This window comes from Bacillus cereus group sp. N31 (assembly GCF_016483245.1).
GTDB classification, from domain to species: Bacteria; Bacillota; Bacilli; order Bacillales; family Bacillaceae_G; genus Bacillus_A; species Bacillus_A toyonensis.
In genome coordinates, this window is the sequence record NZ_JAEHCH010000020.1 from 86,684 (window position 1) to 112,444 (window position 25,761).

A 25,761-nucleotide genomic window follows, 5' to 3' on the forward strand; every position below is an offset into this window, starting at 1 on the left:
GGCCAACTTATGAGTTAAAAAACATTTGTTTAGTTTATTTTTTTATAATAGACTTTTTGAATTTTTGTACAGACAAAGTTAGCCTATCCCATAAGGAAAGAGGGTAGAGTATCTCTAATTGTTCTTCCATTAGATAGAATTCTGTTAACCATTCAGGTGGTTCATACCCTTCATGATTTGTTTTCCATAATTTAATTCGTTCTAACGCTAATTCAACGCTCATTCGCACCCAACAATAACAATTATAGCTTTGACTATTGGAGGTCCAAAATAAATTTCCTTCATGTTCAATTTGATAGGTGAATTCGTTATAAAAAGTATCTGCCTCACCCAAGTAACTGCAATTTCTAACCCAAATTATTGTGTTTCTAGGTAATAGAGCCATATTCAGTTTGTGGCCTTTTCTCATTGATAATGGACCATCATCCTTGGTAATATTTTTCGCAAATTCACTTAGAAAACAAAAACAGCCTGACCAGTTGGCATCATTAATCTGTGGTTTATGGACTTTTTCTTTCAGTATAGATTGATTAAATAATGTGAGATCTGTTACCTCGACATCTATAAATTCAAAAATATGATCATATGCATCAGAGTTATAAGGTTTGCAAAAAAAACCTTTATTATCAAATCGAAAAATTTCCACATAGTCATGTGAATTTTTATTGAATTTCATATGTTTTACTCCTAAATCATTAATTAGTAGGTTCTATTGGCACTGGAAAGACGACCTTACTACCGATGATTATGAGTAGTTCTAATCCCTCCTAAAATTTGTCGTTACAATTTTTACTTTTAATTAAATGATAGTAAAAATATCGTAAAATATAAATATTTTTATTGTTTTTTCTGAGTATTTTTGTAACAAGAAGCATAAGATGGCCGTTCTGGTCAACTTATACTTCTTTTAGTTTACGGCCAATTTATGCTTCCATTTCTGGCCAACTTATGAGTTAAAAAACACCTACATTTGTTGAATACACTTCTTCCAAAGTTCGGTCATCGTATTTCTTTTTGATTAAACCTTAAGAGAATAGTTGCTCTTGTTTTACCTCCTGTCGTTTAATACGTTGTTTATGCGAACACTCAAATACAAGATGTTCGTAGCGAGTATTGAAAATATCATTCGGATTCTTTTCATGCTATTCCTTGTATATCCTCTGGAATTTCTTGAAAAGGATGCTTACAAGCTCTACTCTCCTGATAGAGACAGGCTTTCCTATATCAAAAATAAGTAAGCATCTATTCCGTTTTCTCTAGATAAATATAGAGTTTTATTTTGTTCCCCTTTTCTAAGACTTGATCTCCTTCTTGGCCCATCCCCTGTGTAATATATCCTTATTCCAACGATTGTCGTAAATACCTTTTGTATATGTGTTGTAAAGTGAAAACGAAAAATCCTCTTGTTAGATGAACAAGAGGATTTTTCGTTTAATCTGTTGTTCCAGTTCTCTTTTCACAAAATAACTCTAATACGCTTAACAATCTCCAACTTTCCTATTTAGTAATACAACCTTGAACATTTACTATCATTCTTTGCTGTTCCCAAAACCACTTACTAACCCACACTTTTTAATATTAGCTTTATTCAAGAATTATTTAGTACTCCTTGTTTTAGATCGTATTAAAAATATTAAAAAAGGGCTCCAAGAAACAATAATTTCTTTTAACAGATCCCAGCTTTAAAAGAATGAAAAAAGATACATTCCTTACAATTCTATTTTTCCTTTGCCAACGTATCTCTTATTTCATTATTTAACTCTATTAAGAGTCGGATTTTCCAGTATGTTTATACTAGAATTAAAACAAATCAACTAGATAACATAATAATGCGGTTGCGTCTGTAAGTGGCGCTCCTATATTTTCTAAATACTTTCAGGTAATCCATACTGCTTCTTGCCTAGTAATAGCTTAATCTGGATAAAATTGTTCCCTCTTCCTTTTTATACGGAAAACCAATTAATTACAAATTTTTAAAATAACAAACTAGGATCTTTTTTTTCAATTTCAATAATCTCTGACTTAGACAGAATGCCAAATGGATCTTCTTTATATTCTATATTTACATTTGTATGAATACTTTTCATTTCAATATCTGTATCCGGAGTAAAATTAAATAGACATAAATTTAACCCTTCTTTAGATTTTACACTTTTATATGCAATTCCGTTAAAACCACAATATGCTAAGCATTGTGATAAAAAATTTGTAAATATGTACTCATACGAAAAAGCATGGTGTTCGTGCTCATTTTCCATTGATGCAAATATATCCATATCTGCCAGTGTTGAATTAAACACCTTAAATTCTTTTAAAGTTACCAATTCACCAACATCTACAACATCATTTTTAGATGGGTTAATTTCATTCAGTACAGTATTAATGCTATTAGCAAGATACAAATAAGGTACACCTGGTGGATTATACCTTCCTTGTCTAGGAAGTCCTATAGGAGGATGCCAAAGTTCTTTTTCTATAAATGGGACTAACCTCTCGAATTTATTCCTATTACGCCCTCTATAAAATATTGATCCCTCCTTAAATATTTCAGTTTCTTTAAGGGATTCTTTCTTTATTTTATTGAGAATTGTTCTTCCGACATGATGCTCAAGTCCCAGCATTGGGTGGCGTTGTAAAAAAGTAATAAAGTCTTCAGTATCTTGCGCTGATATATCAAATGTATTGATAATGAATTCAATTTCCTCTTCACCAAACCAATCTTTGAGGTCATCTTCTGAGACATAAGGATCATCAGAATTTAAACTGTTTCCACAAGAACAGTATATTTTTTCATACAATACCCCCTCTAATTCAGGAGATAATTCATATTCAGACACTAAATTACTCACCATTTTTAAATTAAGTGAATCACCATGTTGCTGTTCATGTGGGATGATAGTCCAGTTACAATTCTGGCATTCTTTAATATTACTACTTATCACATTCGCAAGAAAATCAGTAGCTACTGAAATAAAGTCTTCCTTATCAAGAATTATGTAGTCATTTATTAATATTTGTTGCCTACACTTTGGACATGTATCCAATTCATCATCATATTCTTGTACTGTAGAAGCACCTGGAATATAATCTTCGTTTAAAATCTCAAATGCTCTAAATAAATCTGGTTCGCAACAATTTTTACACCCAACTATCATTTCTATACCTCCAAAAAATCTTAAAATCTAATTTAAATATAACTTATCCTACAATCTTGAGGTAAAAAAATTCACATGACTAGATAGAAATTTTCAAGATCGTATTTATGAACAATTTATATATTAACATTTTTCCTTTATAACACCTTTAAATTAATTATCAATTAAACACGAATTTAATGTAAGATTATTTTTTAATTATTAACACCCCCTCTAGGATTTATATGGAATTCCTACATTCCTTCTACTCTTTCAATGTAAAATACAAACTTTCAATTAAATTAAGAATTTCTCCTTTTTTATTATTTATATTTATAACTTGTGCATAGCAAATTTAAATAAAGAATACATAGTTGGCAAGTGAATATTATTATATTAAAAATTACAGTTTTTGAATTATTGATATAAAACATTTACTGTTCAATATTACCATTTTTATTACTCAATTTATGAAAGGATCAACTATATGGGGGATTATTTACTGGTTAATAAAACAAAAAAACTATACACTTTAAGATTTAAACCCTATTTTTTTATTCATTATTCCTTTGGTATACTCTTATTCCACTAAGCAAAACAAGGGATCTTAGGGCAACAAAACTTTTTCATGTTTCAAAGCTCCATGAGATTACAGTAGACAAAAATCCGGCCTATCCTATAGCGGTTGAAGCATTGAAGAAAAAGATGCCTTTAGGCATCTAAATAAGGCAGATAAAATACCTTAATAACATTGTAGAGCAAGATCATCGTTTTATTAAAAAGAGAGTTCGTTCAATGTTGGGATTGAAATTTTTTCGTACAGCTAGATCTATTCTTTTAGGAATAGAAGTAATGCATATCATTAAAAAGGTCAACTTATTTTACGGGACAAGTCTTTCCAAAATGAAATGAAGTTTATTCATCAACTATTCGAAACGGCTGCATAGAATAGATATAATCTATGCACCAGAACATAAAAAAGAGTGATCTAAATAGATCACTCTTTTTTATATTTCCTTTTTAATTTTGAAAATACCTATTTTTATTTTGGTAGATTCATAACTTCAGCCAATCTGTAATCATAATATGTTTCTTATACTTTTTTTAATCTTCTATACTTAAAGTATTGCTATATTCCTTCTAATAATACTATCAAGTGTCGCATTAATTTGTTCTTTTAATTCTTTATAATCCTGTTTGATTTCTTTTTCACTACGTTTCTGTTCTGTTAAACCACGACTCTGGGAAGTATATCCCCCGAAACTCGGATGATCAGAAACCTTAGGAAGATAAGTATTATCGGTCATTAGTATGTTTCGGTTAGATATTCGGGATAGACTAATAATTATAGACAAAACGTCTTGTTTTATCATTTCATCATCAATTCTTCTTAACATATCTAAAGTATGAAGAATTGCTTTATTGTTTGTAGGCTCAACATATTCTTGTTCATTATCAATCCTTAACATGTCGTCTAATAAAGGCAAATAGTTTCTTCTATATTGTGCATTTTTTTCCACATCGTAGTAACTCACCGTTTCTACCATTACTCCCTTACACTGACTGAATTTGCGAAATTCAGCATCTTCTCTTAATGTTTCTTTAGCCATAATCGCATATTGAATCATTCGTTCTTTTTCTCCATAAGGAATCCCTTTTTTCGTTAGTATTCCTCTAAAAGACTTCCAAAATTCTTCATCCAGCTTTGTACCTTTGTAATCTCCGAAAAATTCTTTTGAATACTCCTCCATATCACCATACAAAAGAAATTCAGGTTTAACTCTTCCCAGCACTGCAATTAAATTCAACTTTTCTTTAGTAGGAATATTCTTTCCACTAATCCAATTGCTTACATTCCCTCTAGACGTATTATTAATAAGAGTCCCAAACGCTTCAAGAGTCCAGCCTCCCGACTCTCTTATATCATTAATCCGTTCTCCAACTTTCTCTCTATTAATTTCAAACACTATATTACCCCCTAAAAACAATATGTTTCATTTGTTATAATTATAACAAAACATATAAAAATATCAACATCAAAACAAATAATATATAAAATTCAAAACAAATAACATCTCCATTTCAAAACAAAAAACCTCAATAATATATTGGAGGCTTTTTGTTTTATATCCAAACCTTTTATGTATATCACTCTTTTTGAAACCAAGAACATGTCATCTTTATCTTCCCTTCAACACCACAAACAATGTATTGTGAAGTACAACACCCAAAAACATATGCAAACCAACATCTGTACGGTATGGTAACAGTACCTTAGCCCACGAATCTATATGGTCTGTCGTGGGAGTCTCAAATATTTATAACTTATATGATACTACTATTAGCTTTGTAATTATAAAATAAAACCACTCATTTAAGGTGTCTTTTCTTTTTACAATAAATAATTTATTATATAGATAAAAAGATTTGTATTAGAAAGGCGAGATAGTTTGAATTTTAATACACCAGAAATACAATCACAAGTAGCAGGTTTACTACATTCAGCAATAAAAATATTCGTTATAATACTGGCTGTTTATGCAGCACTTTTAGCGATTTCACATTACATACCAAATAAATTAAGGCCCATAATTGCCCCTTTTATAATATGTGGAATCTTATATGCAGGATGGAATTTCCGTGGATATCTTATAGCTTTATTTTAAAGACACTTTAAAGTGTCTTTTCTTTACGGGATTGAGCTAACCCAACAATGTCTTAACGTGAATTTTATGTTTTTTCATTTACTTGGACCAGTATCAGCGTTGCTGTAATCAAGGGCAAAGTAATGCTGATACTGAGCCTATTTTTGTAACAATTAATTGCTTAACTTTGGTTTCATTTGTAATAGAAATGGATATAAAATGGATTTCCTCGAAGAAAGCGAGAAGCCCAACACTTAAGTGAACCGGATATTATAATGAATATTACGACAAATAATAAGCCGTGGAGTGTAACAATTGGCTTAATTGGGGAAGGCCAAGAGATCTATTCTGGGGAAGAAGGCGGTCTCCCTCTGTGGAATACTGCGATCGCTGGAAAAAACGTTACTGTTCACTCAAAACACCCTAATTCTGTATTTACAAATGCAGCACATTATAGAACTCATTCTCAGCTACATTTAAATTCATCTTTCCGTGCTCATGCAGCTTTAAAATACTATGAAATTATTAATACTTTATTAGATGTTAATTTTGAACAAACGAAACAGCTTATTCATAACCTACCAAAGGAACATTATCAGCTTTTTATTACGCGTGATTTAGACAAAGCAAAAATCACTTTAAATCAGCTTTATCAGGATGATACAAAAACAGTTGGTGTCGTCTGTGCTGGTGGCGCTGATCGTCAAAAAGAAGTCCCTGTTCTACCACGAAATGAACGATATGAAAAGCCTAGTAAGATCGCTCAATACTTTAACTATCCAGGGTCTCAATACTATTGTAAAAATCTCAACTACAGCGCAACTGAATTTCAAACACAAGGACTTGAACTAGATATGGCGCTCGTTCATTGGGATGATGATCTTTATCTACAGAATGGGGCTTGGAAAGGACAACACTATCAATGGGGTGTCGAAGATCCATTCCAAATTAAACTCAATGCATATAGAGTTATTTTAACAAGAGGGCGAGATGGAACAATTATTTACATACCACAAAAACCTATTCTAGATGAGACTTGGAACTTACTTAAAAATCAATTAAAAATCCCTGAATTAATGTTTTAAAATCTATAATAGACTATATTCTAGATTCCCTCAGAATAAAATCTATTATTTTTCTATTTCACAGCACTAGGGGAATCAGTCTTAAATGACTTAAAACATTTGCAAGAAAAAGTTGCTTCAAACGACTTTTATTTTAGGAAATTGCAACTAAAGAAGTTACTACTGTACTGTCCTAAAAAGTATTAATACATGTGAAGAGATATTTGAAAAAAATTTTGAAATACATTTAACGTAAAGAGTAGTTAATACTAAAGAGGAATAATTATGAAAACAAACACTATTGGGGTAAGCAAGCTGGATGGTTTAATGCAGGAGATTGACGGTCTCGTAAGTAATTATCGAGATTTGATTAGTAAGTTGACTGGAGGGGGTGCAATTGTAGATGTTATAACTGCCGGAGGATTCTACATAGTCTATCTCAGAAGTAAGCAATATAGCAATACATTATTCTTCGATGTTATCGAGGTGGAATGATCCATAACTTATAGATATATCTTGTGTCTTATTTTAAAACTTAGCTAAAATAGAAGTAACAAAACAAATGAAACTAAAGGGGTATGTAAAATGAAATCAGTTAAATTAGTAACAGGGAAATTAACAGTAGACAACGAGAAAGTAACACTCAAACCTAATATGATGAATAGACTTCTAGGTAAAAGAACGATAGATATTTACTTCGAGGATATTACTATGGTGGATGTTCGTAAGCCATCACTGTTCACACGAGGAGTTATTAGCTTCAAGTTTACACCAAGAACAGGCTATAAGAAAGGTAAGGTCGGACTTGCCTCTCAAGAAAACTCTCTGATTTTCAAGAAGAAGCACCGTAAGTTTATCGCCGAGGTAGTTTCTACTATCGGTAAGTAAGCCGTCTCATAGGTACAACTAAACTAAAACTAAAGGGGATATGTTCAAATGAAAACATTAACTACGTAGGAAATCAAGGTAAGCAGACTAGCAGGTATCGTAACAACTCTAAAGGTGTTTGCAGCAGATTCACCAGAAGTAGAACAACAAATAGAAGAAGCTATCGCAGATGCAGATTACCTGTTACTCCAGGAGTTGCCAGCTCAATATGATGAACTAACGGATGACATCATTACAGAAGCGACCTCAGAGTTATTAGCCGCTGAGGACGAACAACTTAATGCTACCTGCGAGTTGGACAAGCTAGACAAAACTATAGAGGAAGAAGCTCAGCAGATTACTAGACGAGTCACCCCCTCTTGTGATCGCTTAGCACAGGCCTGGTATGATTCACCAGAAGAATACGATATTACTGCACAGATACTGTCCAAGGTACACGACGAGTTATATCTAAGTAAAACAAAAATACCCTGAGAGTTGATTCTCGAGAGTTAGCCTACCTAGACCTTACTAAGTAAAGTTAATTTCCTCAGAATCGCTCTCAGGGTATTGTGCTTTCTAGATACTCATCAGCAATAGCATAGCAAGTAATCCGTAGGTAACTATTAATAGTAGGATCTTTACTAGTTTGTTATTATGTTTGTCCTTCCTCATCAGCAACAAAAGCTTCAAATTCCAATGGTGTTTGACGTATAAATACTGATGAGCACTTTTCATTTTCTAATGGCGTCATAAATCGATAATAAGGCCCCATTGCTAAAGTACGTTTAAACTCTTCATCTTTATTAAAACGCGCGATGAGCTGGTATAAATGAGGGTCTTTTCTTCTTTTGTAGACATACCATGAAATGTAAAGTACTCCTGTTATGATTAGAAAAACATATAACATAGACACACCTCCATAGAGATAGTATTTCTTACAAAAGTTACTTTTATCAATAAACTTTATGTAAAATTCCCTTTCGATATCTGATATACTAAATCTTGAATTTACAGTACATAGGGGGATAAAAATGGCAAAGTCAGCAAATGAGAAAGAAGAAAAAAAACGCCGAGGGTGCGGATGCTTTGGGTGTTTAGGCATTATTATTTTATTAATTATTTTAATAGGTTCTTGTGCTAAAGGTTCAGATGATGATAAAACTGAAAAAGCCACTACTGTTACAAAGCAAGAGGAATCCAAAAAAGCAGAGGAAGTAAAAGAAGAAGAGAAAAAACAACAAGAAGAGCAAAAGAAAGAAGAAACTGAACAAAAAAAACAGCAAGAACTTCAGAAGCAACAAGAAGAACAAAAGAAACAAGAAGCTGAACAAAAAAGACAACAAGAACTTCAGAAGCAACAAAAAGATCAACAAAAACAACAAGAGTTAAAGAAACAACAAGAGCAACAAAATCAAAATAAACAAAAAGAAGCAACTCCTCAGCCAAAAACTAATCAAGCATCAGAACAGAATGGTACTTGTAATATTAAAGGTAATAAAAATAGTAAAGGCGAGAAGATTTATCATATGCCTGGTCAACAGTTTTATGATAAAACGAATGCTGAAGAAATGTTTTGTTCAGCAGCTGAAGCACAAGCTGCAGGATATAGAGCATCAAAAAGATAGCACTAAAAAAGCCGTCTCTATTTGAGATGGTTTTTTCTATTCACTTCTTCCCTCCTCACTATCTACACAAACCCCATGTTACTGTCCAATCCTGACTCCCACTCTTCGCATAGCATGCACTAAAAAGAAGGTTCATGCTTATTGTCAAATCTCTTATACTTTCATTATTCTTTTCTTTATACGTGTTCATCTTCTCTATATTATTGGAATTCGCTTGAATGAATAAACTAACAAACATTTCTTCCATTTTTCATCCCTTAAAACTATCAAAATATTTATAAGCATCCATTAATACCTTTTTTAGTTTTTGGATTATGCTCTGCCTCAATCATTTCTCTATAGCCTACATTAAGTTCATTATCTATATCAGTTTTGTATACCTCAAGTCTTCTTTACTTTCTTTGCATAGTATAAATTTTGGTATAAGGCAAACCAGGACTTGATGGTGAAAATTTTTCTTGAGCTTTCTTTTCGTTCTAATCGTATCACCCTTTATAGCCCATTCATTTTATATAGGATGATGCAATTGTATTTGATTATCAGCAGCTATATTTTTATTTCTTCGAGCAGGATTTACAACTTATTTTGTGAACCCAAAATATATATAGAATATTGATTACTATGCTTTTCTACACTTATCCATAATAAAAAGCTCATAAAAGTACATAAGCTTCTTAATCTTATATTTAATAATGTCTTAGGTATTAGTTCACATCAATAATCCCATTTAATTATTTTAGGACTTTCTTTTACATATTTGCCTCTGAATCCCATACCTCTACAAATTCGAAACCTTTTAAATCACTTTTTAAAACTGCATTTCTAAATTCATCTGATACGAAAACAGAAGGAATATGTAATATTTCATTTAAGTAAACTTTAAATATTGTTTGGTTCTTAACCATATTAGGTAAGAATGCGTATTTTTTGAAATCTATTACTAAGCCAGATCGTAGTTTCTTTAGTATAGCTTTTTCATAGTCAATAGCATCTATTGCATTTAAAACGTTAATTATATAATACACTTCTCCCGTCACATTATGAATTAGGGGAAGAAATTCTACATTATTACCAAGCATAGACTCTAAGAATTGTTTAGCTTTCTCACTAACCATTGGTGTACCAACTTCTCCCCAAAAATGAGGAAAATCACTTTGATTTCCTTCTTCTACACATTTAATACGTATTTCTCCCCATGAATGAGATGCTTTTACTGCCGAGTCAATTTTCCCTTCAAAGTACTTTTTAGAATCTTCTTCTAAACTCAATAGTTGAAAGGATTGATAACCATCAAATGAACTCTTTAATTCCCAAATTTTCATTTTTACTCTCCTTTGCTATTTTTCTAGTATAAATAAGGTTACTCTTTCTTCGGTTTATTTAATTTTAATTCACCATTTACAATGGCAAAACATACTATGTAACAGCAAATGAAGCCTATGTATATGTGAGGTAGTAGGTAGCAAAAAAGCAGAACCCGATGAAAGCTGAGGTTCTGCTTTTTTATAATGTCTGTCAGCTTTTGAAAGTCAATTTAACTACATATTTGCTTCTGAATCCCATATCTCTACAAATTCAAAACCTTTTAAATCACTTTCTAAAACTGCATTTCTAAATTCATCTGATACTAAAATATAGTTCGGGTGAATCTTTCCATTTATATACAATTTAAAAAACATTTCATTTTGAACAACACTAGGAATAAATACAAATTTTTCACAGCCTATTATTAAACCTGAACTTAATTTTTCAAATATTGTGTTATTAATATCAAGTGCATCTAACACACATAAAACGTGAATAGCATAGTACTTTTCGTTGGTTGTTTTATGAATTAATGGTAAAAATTCAACATTATTGCCTACTAAGGGTTCTAATACTCCTTTAGCTTTCTCACTAATTATTTGTACACCAGATTTCCCCCAAAAAATAGGACAATCACTTTGATACCCTTCATCTATAATCTCAATAAATTTAACTGTCCATGAATCTGACAAACTCACTGTAGAGTTAAAATCATTTTTAAAATATTTTTTGTCCTCTTCATAATTTAATAATTGAAAAGTTTGATAATCACTAGTTGAACTTTTTAATTGCCAAATCTTCATATGTATATTCTCCTTCACCATTTATTGACATATAGTTATTTCTTTGGTTCATTTAATCTTATCTTACCTTCTAATAAATCTTGTCTTATTTTGTGCAAAACTTCAGCTACATCAGCTTGTGTACCACCCATTTCTATAACACTATTTAGTCTTTCTGTTACCTCTCTTATATACTCTTTAGAATGGCTACCTATATGTAAGACTTCAGTGGTCACATATTCATTCACTTTATACGGTAAAAATACCCCATTGGAAGCAGAATCATGATGTATCTCAATCTCTTTTAATAATTCCTGTGCTTCCACTGCCCTGCTATCATTCCAAGGTACAATGTGATGTGCTGCATTAGAATATGGGGGTGGTTCAATCCCTGCAGCCTTAAGTTCTTCACGTAATACTTTGGATGCTGTATACGAATCGGGATAATCATTTTTTACATCTACTCTATCAAGAACTTTATCTGCATAATCCTTTATTACTTCTTGAACATCTTTGATCATACTTCTTCCACCAGTTTTGGAAAACATAAATGTATCACGGGCTTCTTGTAACATTTCAGAAGCTTTTCTCTGTGCACTTCCAAAGCCACTAGCACCTGCGAATGCAAAGCGTTCTGTCAACGGTAATTTATTCGTAACAGAAGAGATTCCTGTAGAAAACTTTGTTAGATTTACACCTTCACCGAGTGTAGTTACTTTCCCTACATTGCTTATCCCTTTATCCCCAATCCACCCTAACCCAAATTCCATAAAAATACTTGTTCCCCACTTTGTGCCACTTTCTAAATCACCATGCCAAACATCATTCATAAATGAATCCGAAAAAGTATTACACATAGTATATGCCGTTTCTAGAGGGTGACCTATAGCATACTTGATATTTTCTTTTGTTACTGTATCGTCTAGTGAATTGAAACCTTCTACAATCTCTCCGATAACTTGCCCAGAACCAACGTATATACCATCCCAAACTTTTCTAAGCATAGATTTTTCAGGGGAGGTATCACCATACATTGCCCCTTCTTCGATATTATCATCTGATAAATTGTCATTTAGAAGATTGCTAGCTTGGCGTGCCCTATCTTCTCCAATCGCTTGAATAGCAGTTGTCCACTCCATATTCAACCCTTGTGTACTAAATGTACCACTTGCAGGACTAAAGCCTTTTCCACTTTGTACCTCTGCTAAACCTGTCGCAATGCTAGCGGCTAGTTGGAGTGCAGTATCATAATTATTACTAGAAGTATAATTAAATTCATATAGATGTTCTAATTTTTCTTGCAGTTTTTTCCTCATGACAGTAAAAAGATTCGCCATAGCGTCCATACCTGGGATTGGCATAGCTTGACTGATGGCTTCCATACTTGCTTTCATTCGGTCAATTTCTCGAATTTGTTCTAATATTTCTTGTTCGATTACATCTGTGGAAGCGACTTGTGATTGAAATTGACTTGGAAAAGCATCATTCTGACGAATTAACTCTTCACACAGATAAATGATTCCTTGTGCTAAAGGACGAAAAGTTTGTACAAAAAATGATTTTGCACTGCTATAAGTTTGTCCTTGTAGAACAGTATCAATTGCAAAGGTGTCAATCGACTGAATAACTTGTTCCATACCTTGAATGGTAGCGTTACATACAGCATTCATACTTTGAGTTTGGCGTTGTACTTCTCCTAGATACATGTTTAAACTCATGCCTTGCCCTTCCTTCTTTATACAGTATTTCACAAGAAAATTATACCATGTAGAATTATTTCACTGTACCAAGTATTTGAATTTACTAAGCAGGTAGAATGAATACGATTAGTTATATAATTGAAAATAAAATTGTTAAACAAATGTTGAGAAATATCAAAATTCAATTTCCATTATATTCTATTCTTGTTATCATTTAATGTAAGACTATTCAGAAAAGGAAGGGATTACATGCACGTTCCAGTGAAGGGGAATGAACAAGTTACAAAGTTACTTAATGACTGGTATCAAGCTATACTACAATTCCAAAATATACAAGCAACAAACTTAAAACAAGAAGTTGAAGATAAACTTTCCAGTATAAAAGAAGATAAAAATTTATTATTATACTATTCATTATTAGACTTTAGATATAAAGTACTAACCGATGGACTTTATATTACAAAAGATAGCTTTAATGAAATTAACTCTTTTGATATACCTGATAGCAGTTTTTTATCCTATTATTATCACTTCTTCAAAGCTATTCACAGCACAATTCTTGCAGACTATAATGAAGCAAAAGAACATTTTGAGAAGGCGAAAAAACTTTTAATGTACGCAATGAATGAAGTAGAAGAATCTGAATTTAATTATCGTTTAGCTTCATTTTACTATCAAATCTATAAACCGCTTTTAGCTATTGATTACATACGAATAGCAAAAGATATTTTCTCTAAACACACAGACTATAAAATTAATGTAGCACTATGTGACAATGTTTTTGGATTATCTTGTATAGATTTAAGGCAATTTGAACAAGCCGAAGAAAGTTTTAACACTGCCATAGATATTCTAAAAAGTAAAAATGAAAGAACATTGTTACTACGTGTTAGAAATAACATCGGACTATTATATGCAAATCAAAATCTTTCCTCTTTAGCAATTCGTCACTTATCAGAGGTTACAGAAAATATGCCAAATCACTTTAAAGCCCTATATTTACAAGCAGATGAAAATTTAAAATTAGGCGAAACGGAAGTAGCATCTCAACTCATCGAAAAAGGCTTAAACATTTGCAATGAATTAGCAAATAAAGAATATCAATATCGCTTTAAAATCTTAGAAAAATTGAAAAACACATCTAACACTACAGAATTAGAAACTGTTGTATTAGCAGGAGTTTCATACTTTAAAAAAGAAGAGTTATGGGATTGCATTGAAGAATATGCAGAACGATTAGCGAATAAATTTTATGCAGAGAAACATCATGCGAAGGCTAGTAAATATTTTTATATGAGTAATGAAGCAAAGAAAAAACTATTAGCTAAAGGGGCGTTAAAGTAATGAAAAAGATTGGATTAACAATAGCAGGTTTAACGTTAGCTGGAATCATGACTTTTGGTATAAGTAACATCTTAGAATTTTCGGCATTAAATAAAGGTGATACACCTGCACCACAAAGACCAGATTTAGCGTTAAATATAGGTGATGGTGGCAGTGCACCTGAATATACACATGGAGAAGGTTGGTCTCCCTCTTACACACACGGAGAACCTTGGGGTATAGCTGATGGTAATACTGGTGCACCTGCTTACGACCATGGAAGACCGCCTGCACCACAAGCTTAATTGTTTCGCAAAGAAAGTCATACTACTTGTATGGCTTTTTTCTTTATTCTAGTTACTTAAGCCCTACATTTTTATCTGATTTGCTTTTGCTGGTGGAGATGGTTTACGATCTAGATTTGATTCACCAGATTTTAAACAAGCTGAAGAAAAACTCTCAACCTATCAATTTGCTAATGGTGGAAGAATTAATGGTGGGAAATTCCCGTATAGATTTGACTCATCACTTATTAAGTACCTTTTTCACGGAGAACTAAGACAAAAAGGGTAGGGATTAAAAGCTGTTGGATATCACTATGAAAGTATGATGGGTGGAGGAGAGATAGTTAGATATGTAGGACAAACATCTCACGAATTTAAAGTAGAAATGATTATCAAAAATAATGAGATAATAACTGCATATCCGGTTTATACTAGGAGGTAAAAAATGAAATATACATACGAATTTTATCGTGATGGACTTGGTGGATTGAGAATACGTTTGCCAAAGGAGATTTCTATAATTTCTCATTTTTTAGAAGATATTTTAGATGATGAGGCAGATGAGTATATACAGGTTTTGGATAATGTAGTTGACCAAACAGTTCCGCAATATGAAATAGAAGGGAACGTAGCAGCAGTCTATATTAAACCTAATTATACCAGTGCTATTAACTTCTTTATGAGTGCCCCAAATAACCAATGTAAAATTGAGACCTCTGAATTTAGAAAACTACTTGTGTTGTGGAGAGATACAGTGGTAGCAAAGGAGAAAGAAATAGAAGCATAAAAGAAAACCGCCTGAAATGATGTGTACTCGAATAGTAGTACATAAAAAAACACCTTCTGAATTCGCATACTAAGTATACAAATTCAGAAGGTGTTTTGATATGTGTCCTATTTTCATGGTTCACTTCATCTTAGAAAAAAGGCTTTTAAAGCAATAATAGCAAATCTTTGAATTATTCTTTATACCAATCGTATCCTAAATTAATAATGTTTGCTGTTATAACTTTATTTGTATTAGTTCGTACAACAATTCTAATTGAAATTTCTCCTGCAGTTCCTACAACTCTCCCATAGTTACCAAAGGATACATGCATCCTTTGGTAACTGCTCTCCTTTTGTGGACCAGGCTTCATCTAATAGTTCTAATAACTTTGTTTTTTCTACATTAATTACTGAATGCGTAGGTTTATGCAGATTCGATTTAGTATGTGCTAATACATGCTTCACTCTATTCCCATCAACGCTACCCTAAGTGTATTCAAGTACACCAGAAGAAGTTCAAAATTTTTTCCTTATTATAAGTTAATTTTCCAAAACTATCTAAGATAGGAAGCTCTTTTAATACAAATTTACTACCAATCTTAGATAAGACCAGCATTAAAGCAAATTCTCCTGAAATCGGCATTTTGCCAGATCTCCATCAAATAGTGTTTCATAGGTACTCTCCTCAGCATCTCTATCTAAATCCACATCACGTTTCGCATAAATTTGAATACGATCATCAATTTGTGCCTCTTCTTCTAGCAGATTCCCACTAATCGCAACACCAGGATCACAATTATTCAACACTTTTTTATAAACTATTAGTGACATATAAAAATCTGAATTATAAAATCCTGTTAAATCACCAAAATAGAACGTCATTTTTTGTAACTATGGACCCAATGGCGATATATTTATAAACTATATGAATTATGTTAATGAAGATACTATGGTTAGATTTACAAAAGTTCATGTAGATCGTATAGATTCATGGCATGCTGGACCACGTTTTTCCTTTCTTACAAACTGATACGGTTATCTAATTTCATAGCGGTGTAGTTTTAGTGTTAAGTTATCAATAAATACGCGAAATAAACACTCTACTAATAATAGTAAATTTAATCTCGTTAAAATAAAAAGGGATATCCTAGTACCATGCCTAGGACATCTCCTTTACTTATCTACATTTCTAAATTCTATACAGCACTACAAATTAAACAATTATTAGATATATATTCTACCTAAAACATCGTATTATCATTAGCCGCTTCACTTGGGATCTCCTGAATTACATCCCAATGTTCGACAATCTTACCATCCTTTATACGAAATAAATCCACTATAGCGACTCCCTTATCTTGAGAATTAGTACGAGAATGTACATGAAGAGCAACTGTATCCCCTTCAGCTACTACACGTTTAATCTCTGCAGAGGAATTAGGATTTTTAACAAAATCCTCCTTAAAGAAATCCATGAAGGCTTTTCGTCCATCAGCAACAAAAGGATTATGTTGCTTATAATCCTCGCTAACATATTTAGGGATAATATCGATATTGTGTTTATTAAAAACTTCATTATAGAAATCAACTACCATCTTTTTATTCTTTTCATTTTCTTTTACTTCTTTTGATACAGAAGCGCCATTCTCGCTCTTGATTGAGTTACCTTTGTTATTACCGGTGGAAGCTTGATATACCAAAGTCGAAACTACTCCTAAAATAAATACAGAAATAATTGTTATGATTAAATTTTTCTCTAATTTCATATATACCTACCTCTTCTAAATTATCTTCCATAACACGTTTGAAAAAGGTGAAACCTTCCCCAAAATATGATCTGAGGGGTAATGTTAGTAAAACCTGTTTATCCTAACATTACTCTTTATACAAGGTATGCAAGAAGCTATTAACTCTAACTCAATACCTCATTAACAGTTGCACTGTCCACAATTTGAATAAACTTCTTAACCTTATCGTTCTCATCAAACTCATAAAGGTGACAAAAATCTGCTATGAACGATTTCCCTGTAGCTGTATATGTTCCACTATATTTTCCATAAACGATAACAGTATTGTTATTAAATGCATAAATTTCATCTTTAGCGCTATAATTATCCCATTCCGTGCCAAGGCGTTCATGTACATTTTTCACTACTTCATCTGGACCTATATAAGTACCTGCATATGGAAACCCAGCAGCTTCTGTCCAAGATACATTTTCACTTAAATACGTTTTGAACGCGTCCAATTTACCTTCGCCAGTTAACACATACGTTTCATGTAATATTTTTTGATATTTATTCATGGCATTAGCCCCAAGGCATTTCTTTTGTTACAACTTTTGCACTTAATTCTAATACACCTTTATTTGCATAACCTGGATATGCTGCTTCAAGTTTTGCCACAAAATCTTTTGAAGTTTTACTTTCCTCAGAAGCTTGAACCGCAGTTCTTAGGTAATCCATAGTTGCAGTAAGTGCCTGATTATTTAAAGATTTTTCAATTGATCCATGGCTAGGTACAATTATGTCAGCATGTAATGCTTGTAATACTTTCAAGTTTTCAATCCATGCCTCCATTGCCGCTTTTGAGCTAGTATCCGCTAAGAATACATGTATTTCGTTAAATACATCAATACCACCAATTAATAATTTTAGCTCTTTATTAAATAAGCTAGTTCTGTAATGATCTAAACCTACTAGTTCAAATGTTAACCCTTGAAAATCAATAGCTTTTTCTTTAAACACTTGAGGTAATACTACGTTACTTGGTGCGTTTTCTCCTAGGGCGTCTTTCCAAACTTTTAATTTACCTAAGACAGAATGAACAATATGTTCAACAGTAGACTCTGTAGCATACGCTATGGCTTCTGGGTAAGCCGCTTTAATACTCTCTAATCCAAAGTAGTAGTCTGGATCCCCATGAATAATAAAGATTTTATCTAGAGATAAATTGTTTTTTTTCAGATAATCAATTATTTCTTTAGAATCAGACTGCGTAAATTTTGAGTTTATTAAAAATGCATGTCCCGCTTTCTCAACTAAGGTTGCAGTAACCATAAAGCTTTTTTCGTCCGAACTAAACACCGTTAATTTCACATCTTTTTGATTTGTATCGATTGTTTTAAACATAGAATGTTATTCTCCTTTTGTTAAAGTTATTAACTAGTTAACATATTTTTATCTTATTCCGGTAGAAGCTCCCTCTTCCATTCACCTGAAAGCGTGATAGCACCATCAAATAGGACAGAGATGAATATCAGTTGGCGTAAGATAACATGTTTGCTACTTTAGCTTATAGTAGAATTTAAATTAGACTCTTTTTAAGAACAAATTGAAACCAACTGTTATAAAAAGGTTTAAGTCCATCCACTTCTAGCCTTTTTTAAAACGTTAAATGCAAGATACTGTTGCTTAAGATTGATTAATATAAACTTTTAAAACGCGCTTCGATTTTATCTGGTGTCATCACCCCACCACCAATAGGAATAATTTGATTCTCCTTTTGTAAAAGTAATGAAGGATAACTATTAACACCAAGCTGTCGAACTTTATTGAAATCATTTTGGACATCTAATAGTGTTTCTTGAGCGTTTAAACGCTCTAATACTTGTTCAGGGTCCAAACCATGCTCAATTGCAATCTTACGATATGTTTCAGGATCACTTAGACTTTGCCCCTCATAATAAAACGCTTTTTGCATAGCCGAAGTGAATTCTAACAAACGGTCTGGAGCTAATGATCGTAAAGCTGAAAAGCCAATTGCAGCATCTTGCGAATTCATTTTAAAAGTACCCTCTTCCACCAATTTTTGATATGAAGGACCAAATTCTGCACCTGTAAGTTGATTAATTCTTTTATTTCCCTCTTCTATATATGAGAAGTTTTTCATTGGTAAATTATCTAAAAATAACCCTCCACATAAAACTGTTAATGGTACTTCAGTGTGGTTTTTGTAAAATCCTTTAATATTTTCTGAAAAGCCATAGCACCATCCACAATATGCGTCCCATACGTAAATAAGGTTATCTTGTTTCGTCTCCATTTAAATCTCCTACCTTTATTTTTATTATCCAGCTTAGCTAACTTTTTGGTTTATATAAGTACATCTTTTTATACCTTGTTCTTTTTGAGATACCTTACTATATTCCCCAAAAACTAATCTTTCCAAAGAAAGATTAACCAAGGTTTTTAACAAAAGATAACGTTGCACATTATTACCCAGTATTAGAAATTACTAAAGTTGGGATTATGCATTTTGAATGCGTTAGTAACTTTCTACACCGGGTGGCAACGTGTGTACCACCATTCTTAATTAAATATATAAATCATATTTTTATTTTAAGCAGTCATTAGTTGTAACTGAATTGATTACATCTTTATGTAACCATTCTAGTTACAGCTAATATAGAAGTCAATTCTTTTTTCCGAAAACATTAAATTTCTACCCTAATGTTTCCAGAATTCTAACATTAAAAACTTTCTTCTTGTTCTTAAATCTTTCAAAAAACTTAGTAAAGCCCTTAAAAAATATATGCTACTGCGTTGATAAGAAGCTATGTTATCCATTAACTCTATATTTTCTACTGGGTTTATTTATTAGTTTTATTTTTAATTTGTTTATAGCCAACAATAAATTCTTCAAAGAAAGATTTTAAAGCATTCCATGCCAAACAAGATAGTTAACAACATAAAAATATTGTTAACTATCTTAATTGAATATTAGCAATAGTAAGTCAAAACATTATCAATTTACTATATATTACATATGTGTAAAAATAATAACATAAGCTTTTTCAAATCTTTCACCTAATAAAGATTTGAAATTAGCACTTCATTACTCTCCTTACTGTTAATATGCCTGGAAAAAGAACCCCATAGGGTTCTTTTTCTGTTCATAATATAAAATCTTATGTTATGAACAGAAAAAAGAAGAGGGATCTCTCTCCTCTTCACCAATAAAATTGAACATATTTAAAATTAAGGAAGGGTATACATTCATCAAGAGATGAAAGGAACAATAATAGTTCACCTAGTGAATTATAACATAAATCCATCCCTATTAATAGATAATATTAACATTTATGGGATGTTTGTGACATAATTGTTAAATATCTTAATATTAAAAGGCTTTATATGTATACAACTAGAAAGTGAATAGTGTAGGGATAAAATATAAGGGGGATCTATCATGTTTACAAACAATCAAAAATTAGTAACAACCGTAACAGCTTTAACATTAGGATGTGGATTCACTTTCGGATTAACACCAGCCTTTGCAGATTCAAATAATTCTTCTGGAAGCGCTACACCTGTTCACTCTATTCAAAACCAAGAGCAAGAACCGTTTACTGGATATGTTATTTCGGTAGACAACAATTATTTAGTAGTTGCAGCTACTTCTACAAAAGATGAAGCACTTGCTTATCAAACTGATTGGTGGGAACTAGTTTCCCAGAATAAGATTCTAAGAGTTCCTGTTTCCAATGGAGAAGATTACACTTTAGGTGAAAAGTTAAATATATATGCAGCTGCATGGACTAAATCTCTACCACCAATCGCTGTTATGCCTACAATTGAAAAAGTATTTCAGTAGGTAATATTTCCGATAATAAATCTATCCCATTTAAAAAGGAGTCGTTATTCGACTCCTTTTTTCTTTTGACGTTTTCCAGAATTCTTTCCCCTCTCGTACTTCTAATATTGGATAACCCGCTTTTTCCTCACCAGCTAAAACAGTTTTCATCTTATACTCTCAATAACACTTATCAAAAAGAATATATAAAGAGGGCTAAAAATGGTCTATGGGTACGCTCTTGTAAGTGCACAAGAATAAAATCTAGATACACAGATTGAAGAGCTCATGAAATATAGCGTAGATGAAATTATTAAATTAAGTATAAACATAATTTTTTATTAAATGAAAAAGCCAAATGAACCCCTCTATACATTTAGAACCCCTTTACACTTTTTACAAATATTGTTATAATTAGATAAACTAAAGCATTACCCCATTAACGAAGGGACTCCATAATTGGAGTCCCTTCGTTAATTAGCTATTAAAAATGATCAGCATGTGAGTATTGTATAATTTCTTCCTTTTTTAGAGCATGTTGTGTATCACCTGTATTGTTACTAAATGATAATGCTATAGCTAATCCTAATGTCGCTAACACAAGCTTCTTCATTATTTTAACGCCCCTTTGCTTAGTAATTTTTGTTTCGCTTCGTATCGTAACATACATCGAAATAATCACTAACTTTTTCATGCTCATTGAGACCCTTCCGATTTACCATGTCGTTAATGTGAATTGTTAATAACCCCCTGTGCAGCAAGTTTTGCGCTGATCATTGCCGCGTCGGCCAGCCGCCCTTCTAAGCCGACCCAATCCCCAGCAACATAAAGCCCATTTACTTCTGGAACGAATACACCCGGAGCCGAACCAGCTCCATCGTGGTAAATCGTACGTGAATCGTGGGCGACCATTATTTTAGGTAAGAAACGTATGGAGTCAACTTCCTTATCCCATCCAGGCTGTAAAAGATCCAGTAGATTAGTCAATTGCTTCTTGTCCTCTTTTGGATCTGTCTGACTCCGATTATCGTTATATTTCATGACATGAAGTACGTACGCTCCATTTTTACTTAATTTAGAAGATAGCGACTGAATCGAAAAATAGAATGGTTGATCCAAGCCAAGTGCGAAAGCTCTCTCCGAATTTGGCAGACGATTCAACGCTACATCTAAACATGCTGCATATAGGGGACGAGATTCATTCTTCCACCTTCCAAGCGACATATGATCTGCTCCCTCAACAAGCCGGCAAGCTTCATTTGGTCCTGCAGTAATGACAACTGAAGACGTTAAGACTGTATTACCATCTGATAGCGATAAGGCACGAACAGTACCAGAGCTATGCAGAATTTGATTCACTTTACATCCGGTGGCAAAGGTTACCCCAGCTTTCACGGCTAGTCCATGCAGATCATCCACAACGGTTTGCCAGCCTCCATCAATATATTTGACACCCTGTCCAGCTAGCTGTCCTTGCTTGATCACAAAACCAGCACTTAAAACACTCGGATTGTCACAATACGACCATTGCCTGCACATTGCTAGAAAAAATAGACGGACACGATCATAAAATATGTGGTTCTTTGCCCAATCCATTAAGTTAATCGATCGAATCGATTCTGTATCGACTTGACCTAAACCACTCATGAGTTTACTCCACTCCATATTTTCTTCTTGAGACAAATCTGTTGGAATTTGGACCATACCCTCTTGCCAAATCCCAATTAGTCTACCTTTGGAAGCATACCCTCCCTTTGGAATGCAGTTGAGTTCGTTAAGGATTTGAAGCGCTCCGCCTCCTTCATACATAGCATGCGGACCAAAGTTGAATAGGGCACCATTTATATTTGTTGTTTGAGCCATTCCGCCCAGTTTTCTTGCTTTTTCAAAAACAATGACCGATTTGCCTGCCTTTGCTAGATAAATAGCCGCAGTCATTCCTGACAATCCTCCTCCAATTACGGCAGCATCATACTTTTTCTTTTCCAATGTCATTTACACCATCTCCATGTACCTTAATGTAATCCCATTAAACATATATTCCTCCAAATGTTTTTTGAGCTAATACTTTGTTAATGATCTTTCCAAACTACCGTATTGTCTATTGTTTTACTGTTGGGATTGATATTGATGCAGCTCTACCTAACGTTCCAATCGTTTATGTATTCTGTTTTGTTATCAGAAATCCTCTTGTTAAATTGATCAGTTTTTCTTGAACGACATGGTTCTTTTTATTCAATGTATACATGCTCAGCCAATTATACGATATCACTTCTATTTCTAATTTGTTAAAATGGTCCTTGATAGTAAGAATTTTCAAAAAAAAAAAAACTAAGGAGGATATACTATGTTCCCAGGATCTTTATATGAAACACATGTTCAAACAAAAAATTTAGAAACAGCAATAGAATTTTATAATAAACTAGGATTAGATCTAGCCCATTATATTGAAGAGCGCCGTGTAGCATTTTTTTGGTTTGATAAAAATAAAAAGAGAGAACAAATGCTGGGCGTTTGGGAGGTTTCAGAAGAAGAATTTCATAAAAGCCACTTTGCATTCAAAATTAACTATGAAGATATAATTAATGCAAGAGAATGGCTACTCAATAAAGGTATATGTCCAAGATCGGCTTTTGGTCTTGAACCTACTGAGCCCATGGTACAAACCTGGACACCTACTGCTAATCTTTATTTTAACGATCCTGACGGCAATTCATTAGAGTTCCTTTGTTTACTTCCTGAAAAGAAACAAAATGTGGTACATGATGTCATGTATTTAAGTGAGTGGGAAAAGTTGGAGATTGATGAATAAATTTGGTTTTGGACTCAGGGTGTTACTCGCAAAATAACTAAAGAACACTTTTACTGCTTCTTTGCATATTTCAATATTATGTAATCAGACGCGATTGTTGAATAATTCCCAATCTCTCAGTGATATAAATGAGAAATTGGGATTTTTAATACTGGAATATACCTAACGTTGTAAATCCCCATTTTCCTAACGCTACTCCGGACGCTACCCCACATCCATCAACTTAAGGATTCGGTGTAGCTTTAAAATAAAGATGGATTAAAAAATATCCTCCTATCCCTATTTAACAACAAATAAAAAAACTCCATTTTGTCAAAAGATTGATTAAAATGGAGTTTTCCTTTATGAATATATAAACAATATTTATAAATAAATTTAATTATTTTAAGACGAATTATGTTAGACATTATAAACTAGTAAAAATAAGAAGTAGATGCCCCTATCTAAAAAATGTTTAATTGCTTCAAGTCTTATTTTATGACTGCATTCGTCACAGCAATATTTCCCTTTTGGATTTTCCTTGAATTGCTTATATTTTTCAGTTCCTTCATTTACTCGAAATACACTTTTACAGCAAAAACAAATAACCTCATAAAATATCATGACCTTCCCCCTTATCAGGGTGATATGTTACTCTTGAGTTGTCCGCTCAAAGATTGTAATAAGTTCTTTAGTGTAATCTTTAACGCTTAGATCGGGGTTCCTCATTAGCTCGAGGCTAAATCCGTCTATGGCATGCCTGATTGTTAACGCCATCACCCTTAAGGCCGTTTCGGAAAATTTTCGAAACACCCCCTCTTGCATCCCTAAACGTAAAATATTTTTAATGGGAAGAAAAATAGTTTCATCATGGTCTGCTGCAAACCGAAGTTTCCCTTCATCTGTTCTTTCATTTGAAACAATTTCTATAACAGCGAATACATGCTTTCGATGTTTATCTATAAATTTCAGATTTGATTCAATATACGTTTGGAGCATTCCTTCTGGGGTCGTTTGAGCTTCAATTTGCGGACAACTAAAGGACTGGCAAGCTATATAATAATCGATTATAACTTGCTCTAGAAGTTCCTCTTTGTTTGTAAAGTAATAAGAAATAACCCCCTTACTTATTTTTGCACGTTTAGCGATTTGTCCTAAAGAGGCTTTTACATAACCTACTTCAGCAAGTGTTTCAATTGCACATTCCATAATTTGAGCCCTCCGGGCTTTTTCAATAAATGACTTTTCTTTTTGATTGTTCGTTTTATTTTTTGTATTCATGTTTATATTTTAGCACGACTGTTCAAAAAAATACAATTAAATCCATTTTTTCAAACGGTTTAACTTTTTTCAAAACGGTAGGACTTTTTTATAAACAGTACAATTTTATTTCAAATCTACATTCGGACTATTCTTGAAATTAAAAGCGCATTACTATTTTCTTATATTAATGAGAAAGGGTGACGTGCTTTTTATGAATATTCATCAAAAACAAGAGTTGTCTTTATTTGCTGAAGAGTTATATCGATATATGTCTCCCGCTACACTTAATCAATTAGCTATAGAAGCAGGCGGAATGAAACGAAAACGCAAGTGCCACGGGCACCATTTCTTATCTTTGTGTGTATGGTTAAATCAACAAATCGCTACTACCTCTCTTACTCAACTTTGTAGTCAATTAGAAACTTCAACAGGAGTGTTGTTAAGTCCTGAGGGACTTAATCGGCGATTTAACTCGGCTTCTGTATCCTTCTTTCGAACTGTATTTACTATACTTCTACAAGCTAAAATTGGAGGAGTATCTAAGATTTCTCATGCTCTTTCTGCTCACTTTGAGCGTATTCTTATCCTTGATTCTACAACATTTCAAGTGCCGGATCGATTTGCATCTACTTA

At 32.7% G+C, this 25,761-nt stretch carries 24 protein-coding genes and 5 pseudogenes; 13 read left to right on the forward strand and 16 right to left on the reverse strand.

The window, feature by feature from the left end; genetic code table 11:
• Window positions 1-34: 34 nt before the first annotated feature.
• The gene (locus JDS81_RS21590; protein ID WP_097953389.1) at window positions 35-676 is read right to left on the reverse strand and encodes a hypothetical protein; all 642 of its coding nucleotides are present in this window, start codon (window positions 674-676) and stop codon (window positions 35-37) included.
• A gap of 1,297 nt (window positions 677-1,973) precedes the next feature.
• Complete coding sequence (locus tag JDS81_RS21595) at window positions 1,974-3,155, reverse strand: RES family NAD+ phosphorylase (protein WP_097953390.1); 1,182 nt, start codon at window positions 3,153-3,155, stop codon at window positions 1,974-1,976.
• A gap of 567 nt (window positions 3,156-3,722) precedes the next feature.
• Here JDS81_RS21595 and JDS81_RS21600 point away from each other — a divergent pair.
• Window positions 3,723-4,081: pseudogene (locus tag JDS81_RS21600) on the forward strand (DDE-type integrase/transposase/recombinase); the annotation flags it as partial.
• 171 nt (window positions 4,082-4,252) lie between these two features.
• Here the strand turns inward: JDS81_RS21600 and JDS81_RS21605 are convergent.
• On the reverse strand, window positions 4,253-5,101 hold the full coding sequence (locus JDS81_RS21605) for a helix-turn-helix domain-containing protein (RefSeq protein WP_061531643.1): 849 nt from the start codon (window positions 5,099-5,101) through the stop codon (window positions 4,253-4,255).
• 908 nt (window positions 5,102-6,009) lie between these two features.
• Between JDS81_RS21605 and JDS81_RS21610 the strand changes: the two are divergent.
• The 4 genes and pseudogenes from JDS81_RS21610 to JDS81_RS21625 form a co-directional block, all read left to right on the forward strand.
• Window positions 6,010-6,864 (forward strand): annotated as a pseudogene (locus JDS81_RS21610) (DNA/RNA helicase domain-containing protein); the annotation flags it as partial.
• 264 nt (window positions 6,865-7,128) lie between these two features.
• On the forward strand, window positions 7,129-7,338 hold the full coding sequence (locus JDS81_RS21615) for a hypothetical protein (RefSeq protein WP_097953391.1): 210 nt from the start codon (window positions 7,129-7,131) through the stop codon (window positions 7,336-7,338).
• Window positions 7,339-7,428: 90 nt separating this feature from the next.
• Window positions 7,429-7,731 carry a hypothetical protein gene (locus JDS81_RS21620; RefSeq protein WP_097953392.1) on the forward strand — a complete coding sequence of 101 codons (303 nt, stop codon included), beginning with the start codon at window positions 7,429-7,431 and terminating at the stop codon, window positions 7,729-7,731.
• A gap of 114 nt (window positions 7,732-7,845) precedes the next feature.
• Window positions 7,846-8,205 (forward strand): hypothetical protein, encoded by a 360-nt coding sequence (locus JDS81_RS21625; RefSeq protein WP_097953393.1) that lies wholly within the window; start codon window positions 7,846-7,848, stop codon window positions 8,203-8,205.
• 178 nt (window positions 8,206-8,383) lie between these two features.
• Here JDS81_RS21625 and JDS81_RS21630 read toward each other — a convergent pair.
• A pseudogene (locus JDS81_RS21630) lies at window positions 8,384-8,620 on the reverse strand (restriction endonuclease); the annotation flags it as partial.
• Between the two features lie 124 nt (window positions 8,621-8,744).
• Between JDS81_RS21630 and JDS81_RS21635 the strand changes: the two are divergent.
• Window positions 8,745-9,338 (forward strand): sunset domain-containing protein, encoded by a 594-nt coding sequence (locus JDS81_RS21635; RefSeq protein WP_097953394.1) that lies wholly within the window; start codon window positions 8,745-8,747, stop codon window positions 9,336-9,338.
• A gap of 749 nt (window positions 9,339-10,087) precedes the next feature.
• On the opposite strand, the gene JDS81_RS21640 is transcribed toward JDS81_RS21635, so the two are convergent.
• From JDS81_RS21640 to JDS81_RS21650, 3 genes are all read right to left on the reverse strand, one after another.
• Window positions 10,088-10,660: an imm11 family protein gene (locus tag JDS81_RS21640; RefSeq protein WP_097953396.1), complete on the reverse strand. Its 573-nt coding sequence runs from the start codon at window positions 10,658-10,660 to the stop codon at window positions 10,088-10,090.
• Between the two features lie 216 nt (window positions 10,661-10,876).
• The gene (locus tag JDS81_RS21645) at window positions 10,877-11,446 is read right to left on the reverse strand and encodes an imm11 family protein (protein WP_097953397.1); all 570 of its coding nucleotides are present in this window, start codon (window positions 11,444-11,446) and stop codon (window positions 10,877-10,879) included.
• A 35-nt stretch (window positions 11,447-11,481) separates the two neighbouring features.
• On the reverse strand, window positions 11,482-13,143 hold the full coding sequence (locus tag JDS81_RS21650; protein ID WP_097953398.1) for an AHH domain-containing protein: 1,662 nt from the start codon (window positions 13,141-13,143) through the stop codon (window positions 11,482-11,484).
• A gap of 231 nt (window positions 13,144-13,374) precedes the next feature.
• On the opposite strand from JDS81_RS21650, the gene JDS81_RS21655 reads away from it, so the two are divergent.
• The 4 genes and pseudogenes from JDS81_RS21655 (at window position 13,375) to JDS81_RS21665 (ending at window position 15,519) form a co-directional block, all read left to right on the forward strand.
• Window positions 13,375-14,469, forward strand: coding sequence for a response regulator aspartate phosphatase (locus JDS81_RS21655; protein ID WP_097953399.1), 1,095 nt, complete (start codon window positions 13,375-13,377; stop codon window positions 14,467-14,469).
• Complete coding sequence (locus JDS81_RS21660) at window positions 14,469-14,753, forward strand: hypothetical protein (protein WP_000719635.1); 285 nt, start codon at window positions 14,469-14,471, stop codon at window positions 14,751-14,753. The genes JDS81_RS21655 and JDS81_RS21660 overlap by 1 nt, the downstream gene beginning before the upstream one ends.
• Before the next feature lie 79 nt (window positions 14,754-14,832).
• Window positions 14,833-15,174, forward strand: a pseudogene (locus JDS81_RS31120) (hypothetical protein); the annotation flags it as partial.
• Between the two features lie 3 nt (window positions 15,175-15,177).
• Entirely contained in the window at window positions 15,178-15,519 is a 342-nt protein-coding gene (locus JDS81_RS21665) for a hypothetical protein (RefSeq protein ID WP_097953400.1), read from the forward strand.
• A 172-nt stretch (window positions 15,520-15,691) separates the two neighbouring features.
• Here the strand turns inward: JDS81_RS21665 and JDS81_RS31200 are convergent.
• The 5 genes and pseudogenes from JDS81_RS31200 to JDS81_RS21690 form a co-directional block, all read right to left on the reverse strand.
• Window positions 15,692-16,391: pseudogene (locus tag JDS81_RS31200) on the reverse strand (chitobiase/beta-hexosaminidase C-terminal domain-containing protein); the annotation flags it as partial.
• A gap of 350 nt (window positions 16,392-16,741) precedes the next feature.
• Window positions 16,742-17,266 carry a nuclear transport factor 2 family protein gene (locus JDS81_RS21675; RefSeq protein ID WP_097953401.1) on the reverse strand — a complete coding sequence of 175 codons (525 nt, stop codon included), beginning with the start codon at window positions 17,264-17,266 and terminating at the stop codon, window positions 16,742-16,744.
• A gap of 146 nt (window positions 17,267-17,412) precedes the next feature.
• Window positions 17,413-17,805: a nuclear transport factor 2 family protein gene (locus JDS81_RS21680; RefSeq protein WP_097953402.1), complete on the reverse strand. Its 393-nt coding sequence runs from the start codon at window positions 17,803-17,805 to the stop codon at window positions 17,413-17,415.
• 4 nt (window positions 17,806-17,809) lie between these two features.
• Complete coding sequence (locus tag JDS81_RS21685; RefSeq protein WP_097953403.1) at window positions 17,810-18,631, reverse strand: MBL fold metallo-hydrolase; 822 nt, start codon at window positions 18,629-18,631, stop codon at window positions 17,810-17,812.
• Window positions 18,632-18,923: 292 nt separating this feature from the next.
• Window positions 18,924-19,544, reverse strand: coding sequence for a DsbA family protein (locus tag JDS81_RS21690; protein WP_097953404.1), 621 nt, complete (start codon window positions 19,542-19,544; stop codon window positions 18,924-18,926).
• Window positions 19,545-20,690: 1,146 nt separating this feature from the next.
• On the opposite strand from JDS81_RS21690, the gene JDS81_RS21695 reads away from it, so the two are divergent.
• Window positions 20,691-21,095: a DUF3221 domain-containing protein gene (locus JDS81_RS21695; protein ID WP_097953405.1), complete on the forward strand. Its 405-nt coding sequence runs from the start codon at window positions 20,691-20,693 to the stop codon at window positions 21,093-21,095.
• 463 nt (window positions 21,096-21,558) lie between these two features.
• Here JDS81_RS21695 and JDS81_RS30765 read toward each other — a convergent pair whose 3' ends face one another.
• Together JDS81_RS30765 and JDS81_RS21700 are read right to left on the reverse strand one after the other, a co-directional pair.
• Window positions 21,559-21,687, reverse strand: coding sequence for a hypothetical protein (locus tag JDS81_RS30765; protein WP_016094016.1), 129 nt, complete (start codon window positions 21,685-21,687; stop codon window positions 21,559-21,561).
• 113 nt (window positions 21,688-21,800) lie between these two features.
• Window positions 21,801-23,069 carry a phytoene desaturase family protein gene (locus JDS81_RS21700; protein WP_097953407.1) on the reverse strand — a complete coding sequence of 423 codons (1,269 nt, stop codon included), beginning with the start codon at window positions 23,067-23,069 and terminating at the stop codon, window positions 21,801-21,803.
• A 352-nt stretch (window positions 23,070-23,421) separates the two neighbouring features.
• On the opposite strand from JDS81_RS21700, the gene JDS81_RS21705 reads away from it, so the two are divergent.
• Entirely contained in the window at window positions 23,422-23,886 is a 465-nt protein-coding gene (locus JDS81_RS21705) for a VOC family protein (protein WP_097935979.1), read from the forward strand.
• Between the two features lie 399 nt (window positions 23,887-24,285).
• Here JDS81_RS21705 and JDS81_RS21710 read toward each other — a convergent pair whose 3' ends face one another.
• Both JDS81_RS21710 and JDS81_RS21715 read right to left on the reverse strand, forming a co-directional pair.
• On the reverse strand, window positions 24,286-24,489 hold the full coding sequence (locus JDS81_RS21710) for a DUF2197 domain-containing protein (protein ID WP_097953408.1): 204 nt from the start codon (window positions 24,487-24,489) through the stop codon (window positions 24,286-24,288).
• 27 nt (window positions 24,490-24,516) lie between these two features.
• Window positions 24,517-25,146: a TetR/AcrR family transcriptional regulator gene (locus tag JDS81_RS21715; protein ID WP_097953409.1), complete on the reverse strand. Its 630-nt coding sequence runs from the start codon at window positions 25,144-25,146 to the stop codon at window positions 24,517-24,519.
• Window positions 25,147-25,339: 193 nt separating this feature from the next.
• Between JDS81_RS21715 and JDS81_RS21720 the strand changes: the two genes are divergently transcribed.
• On the forward strand, window positions 25,340-25,761 hold a 422-nt coding region (locus JDS81_RS21720), incomplete at its 3' end, for a transposase (RefSeq protein ID WP_472926272.1).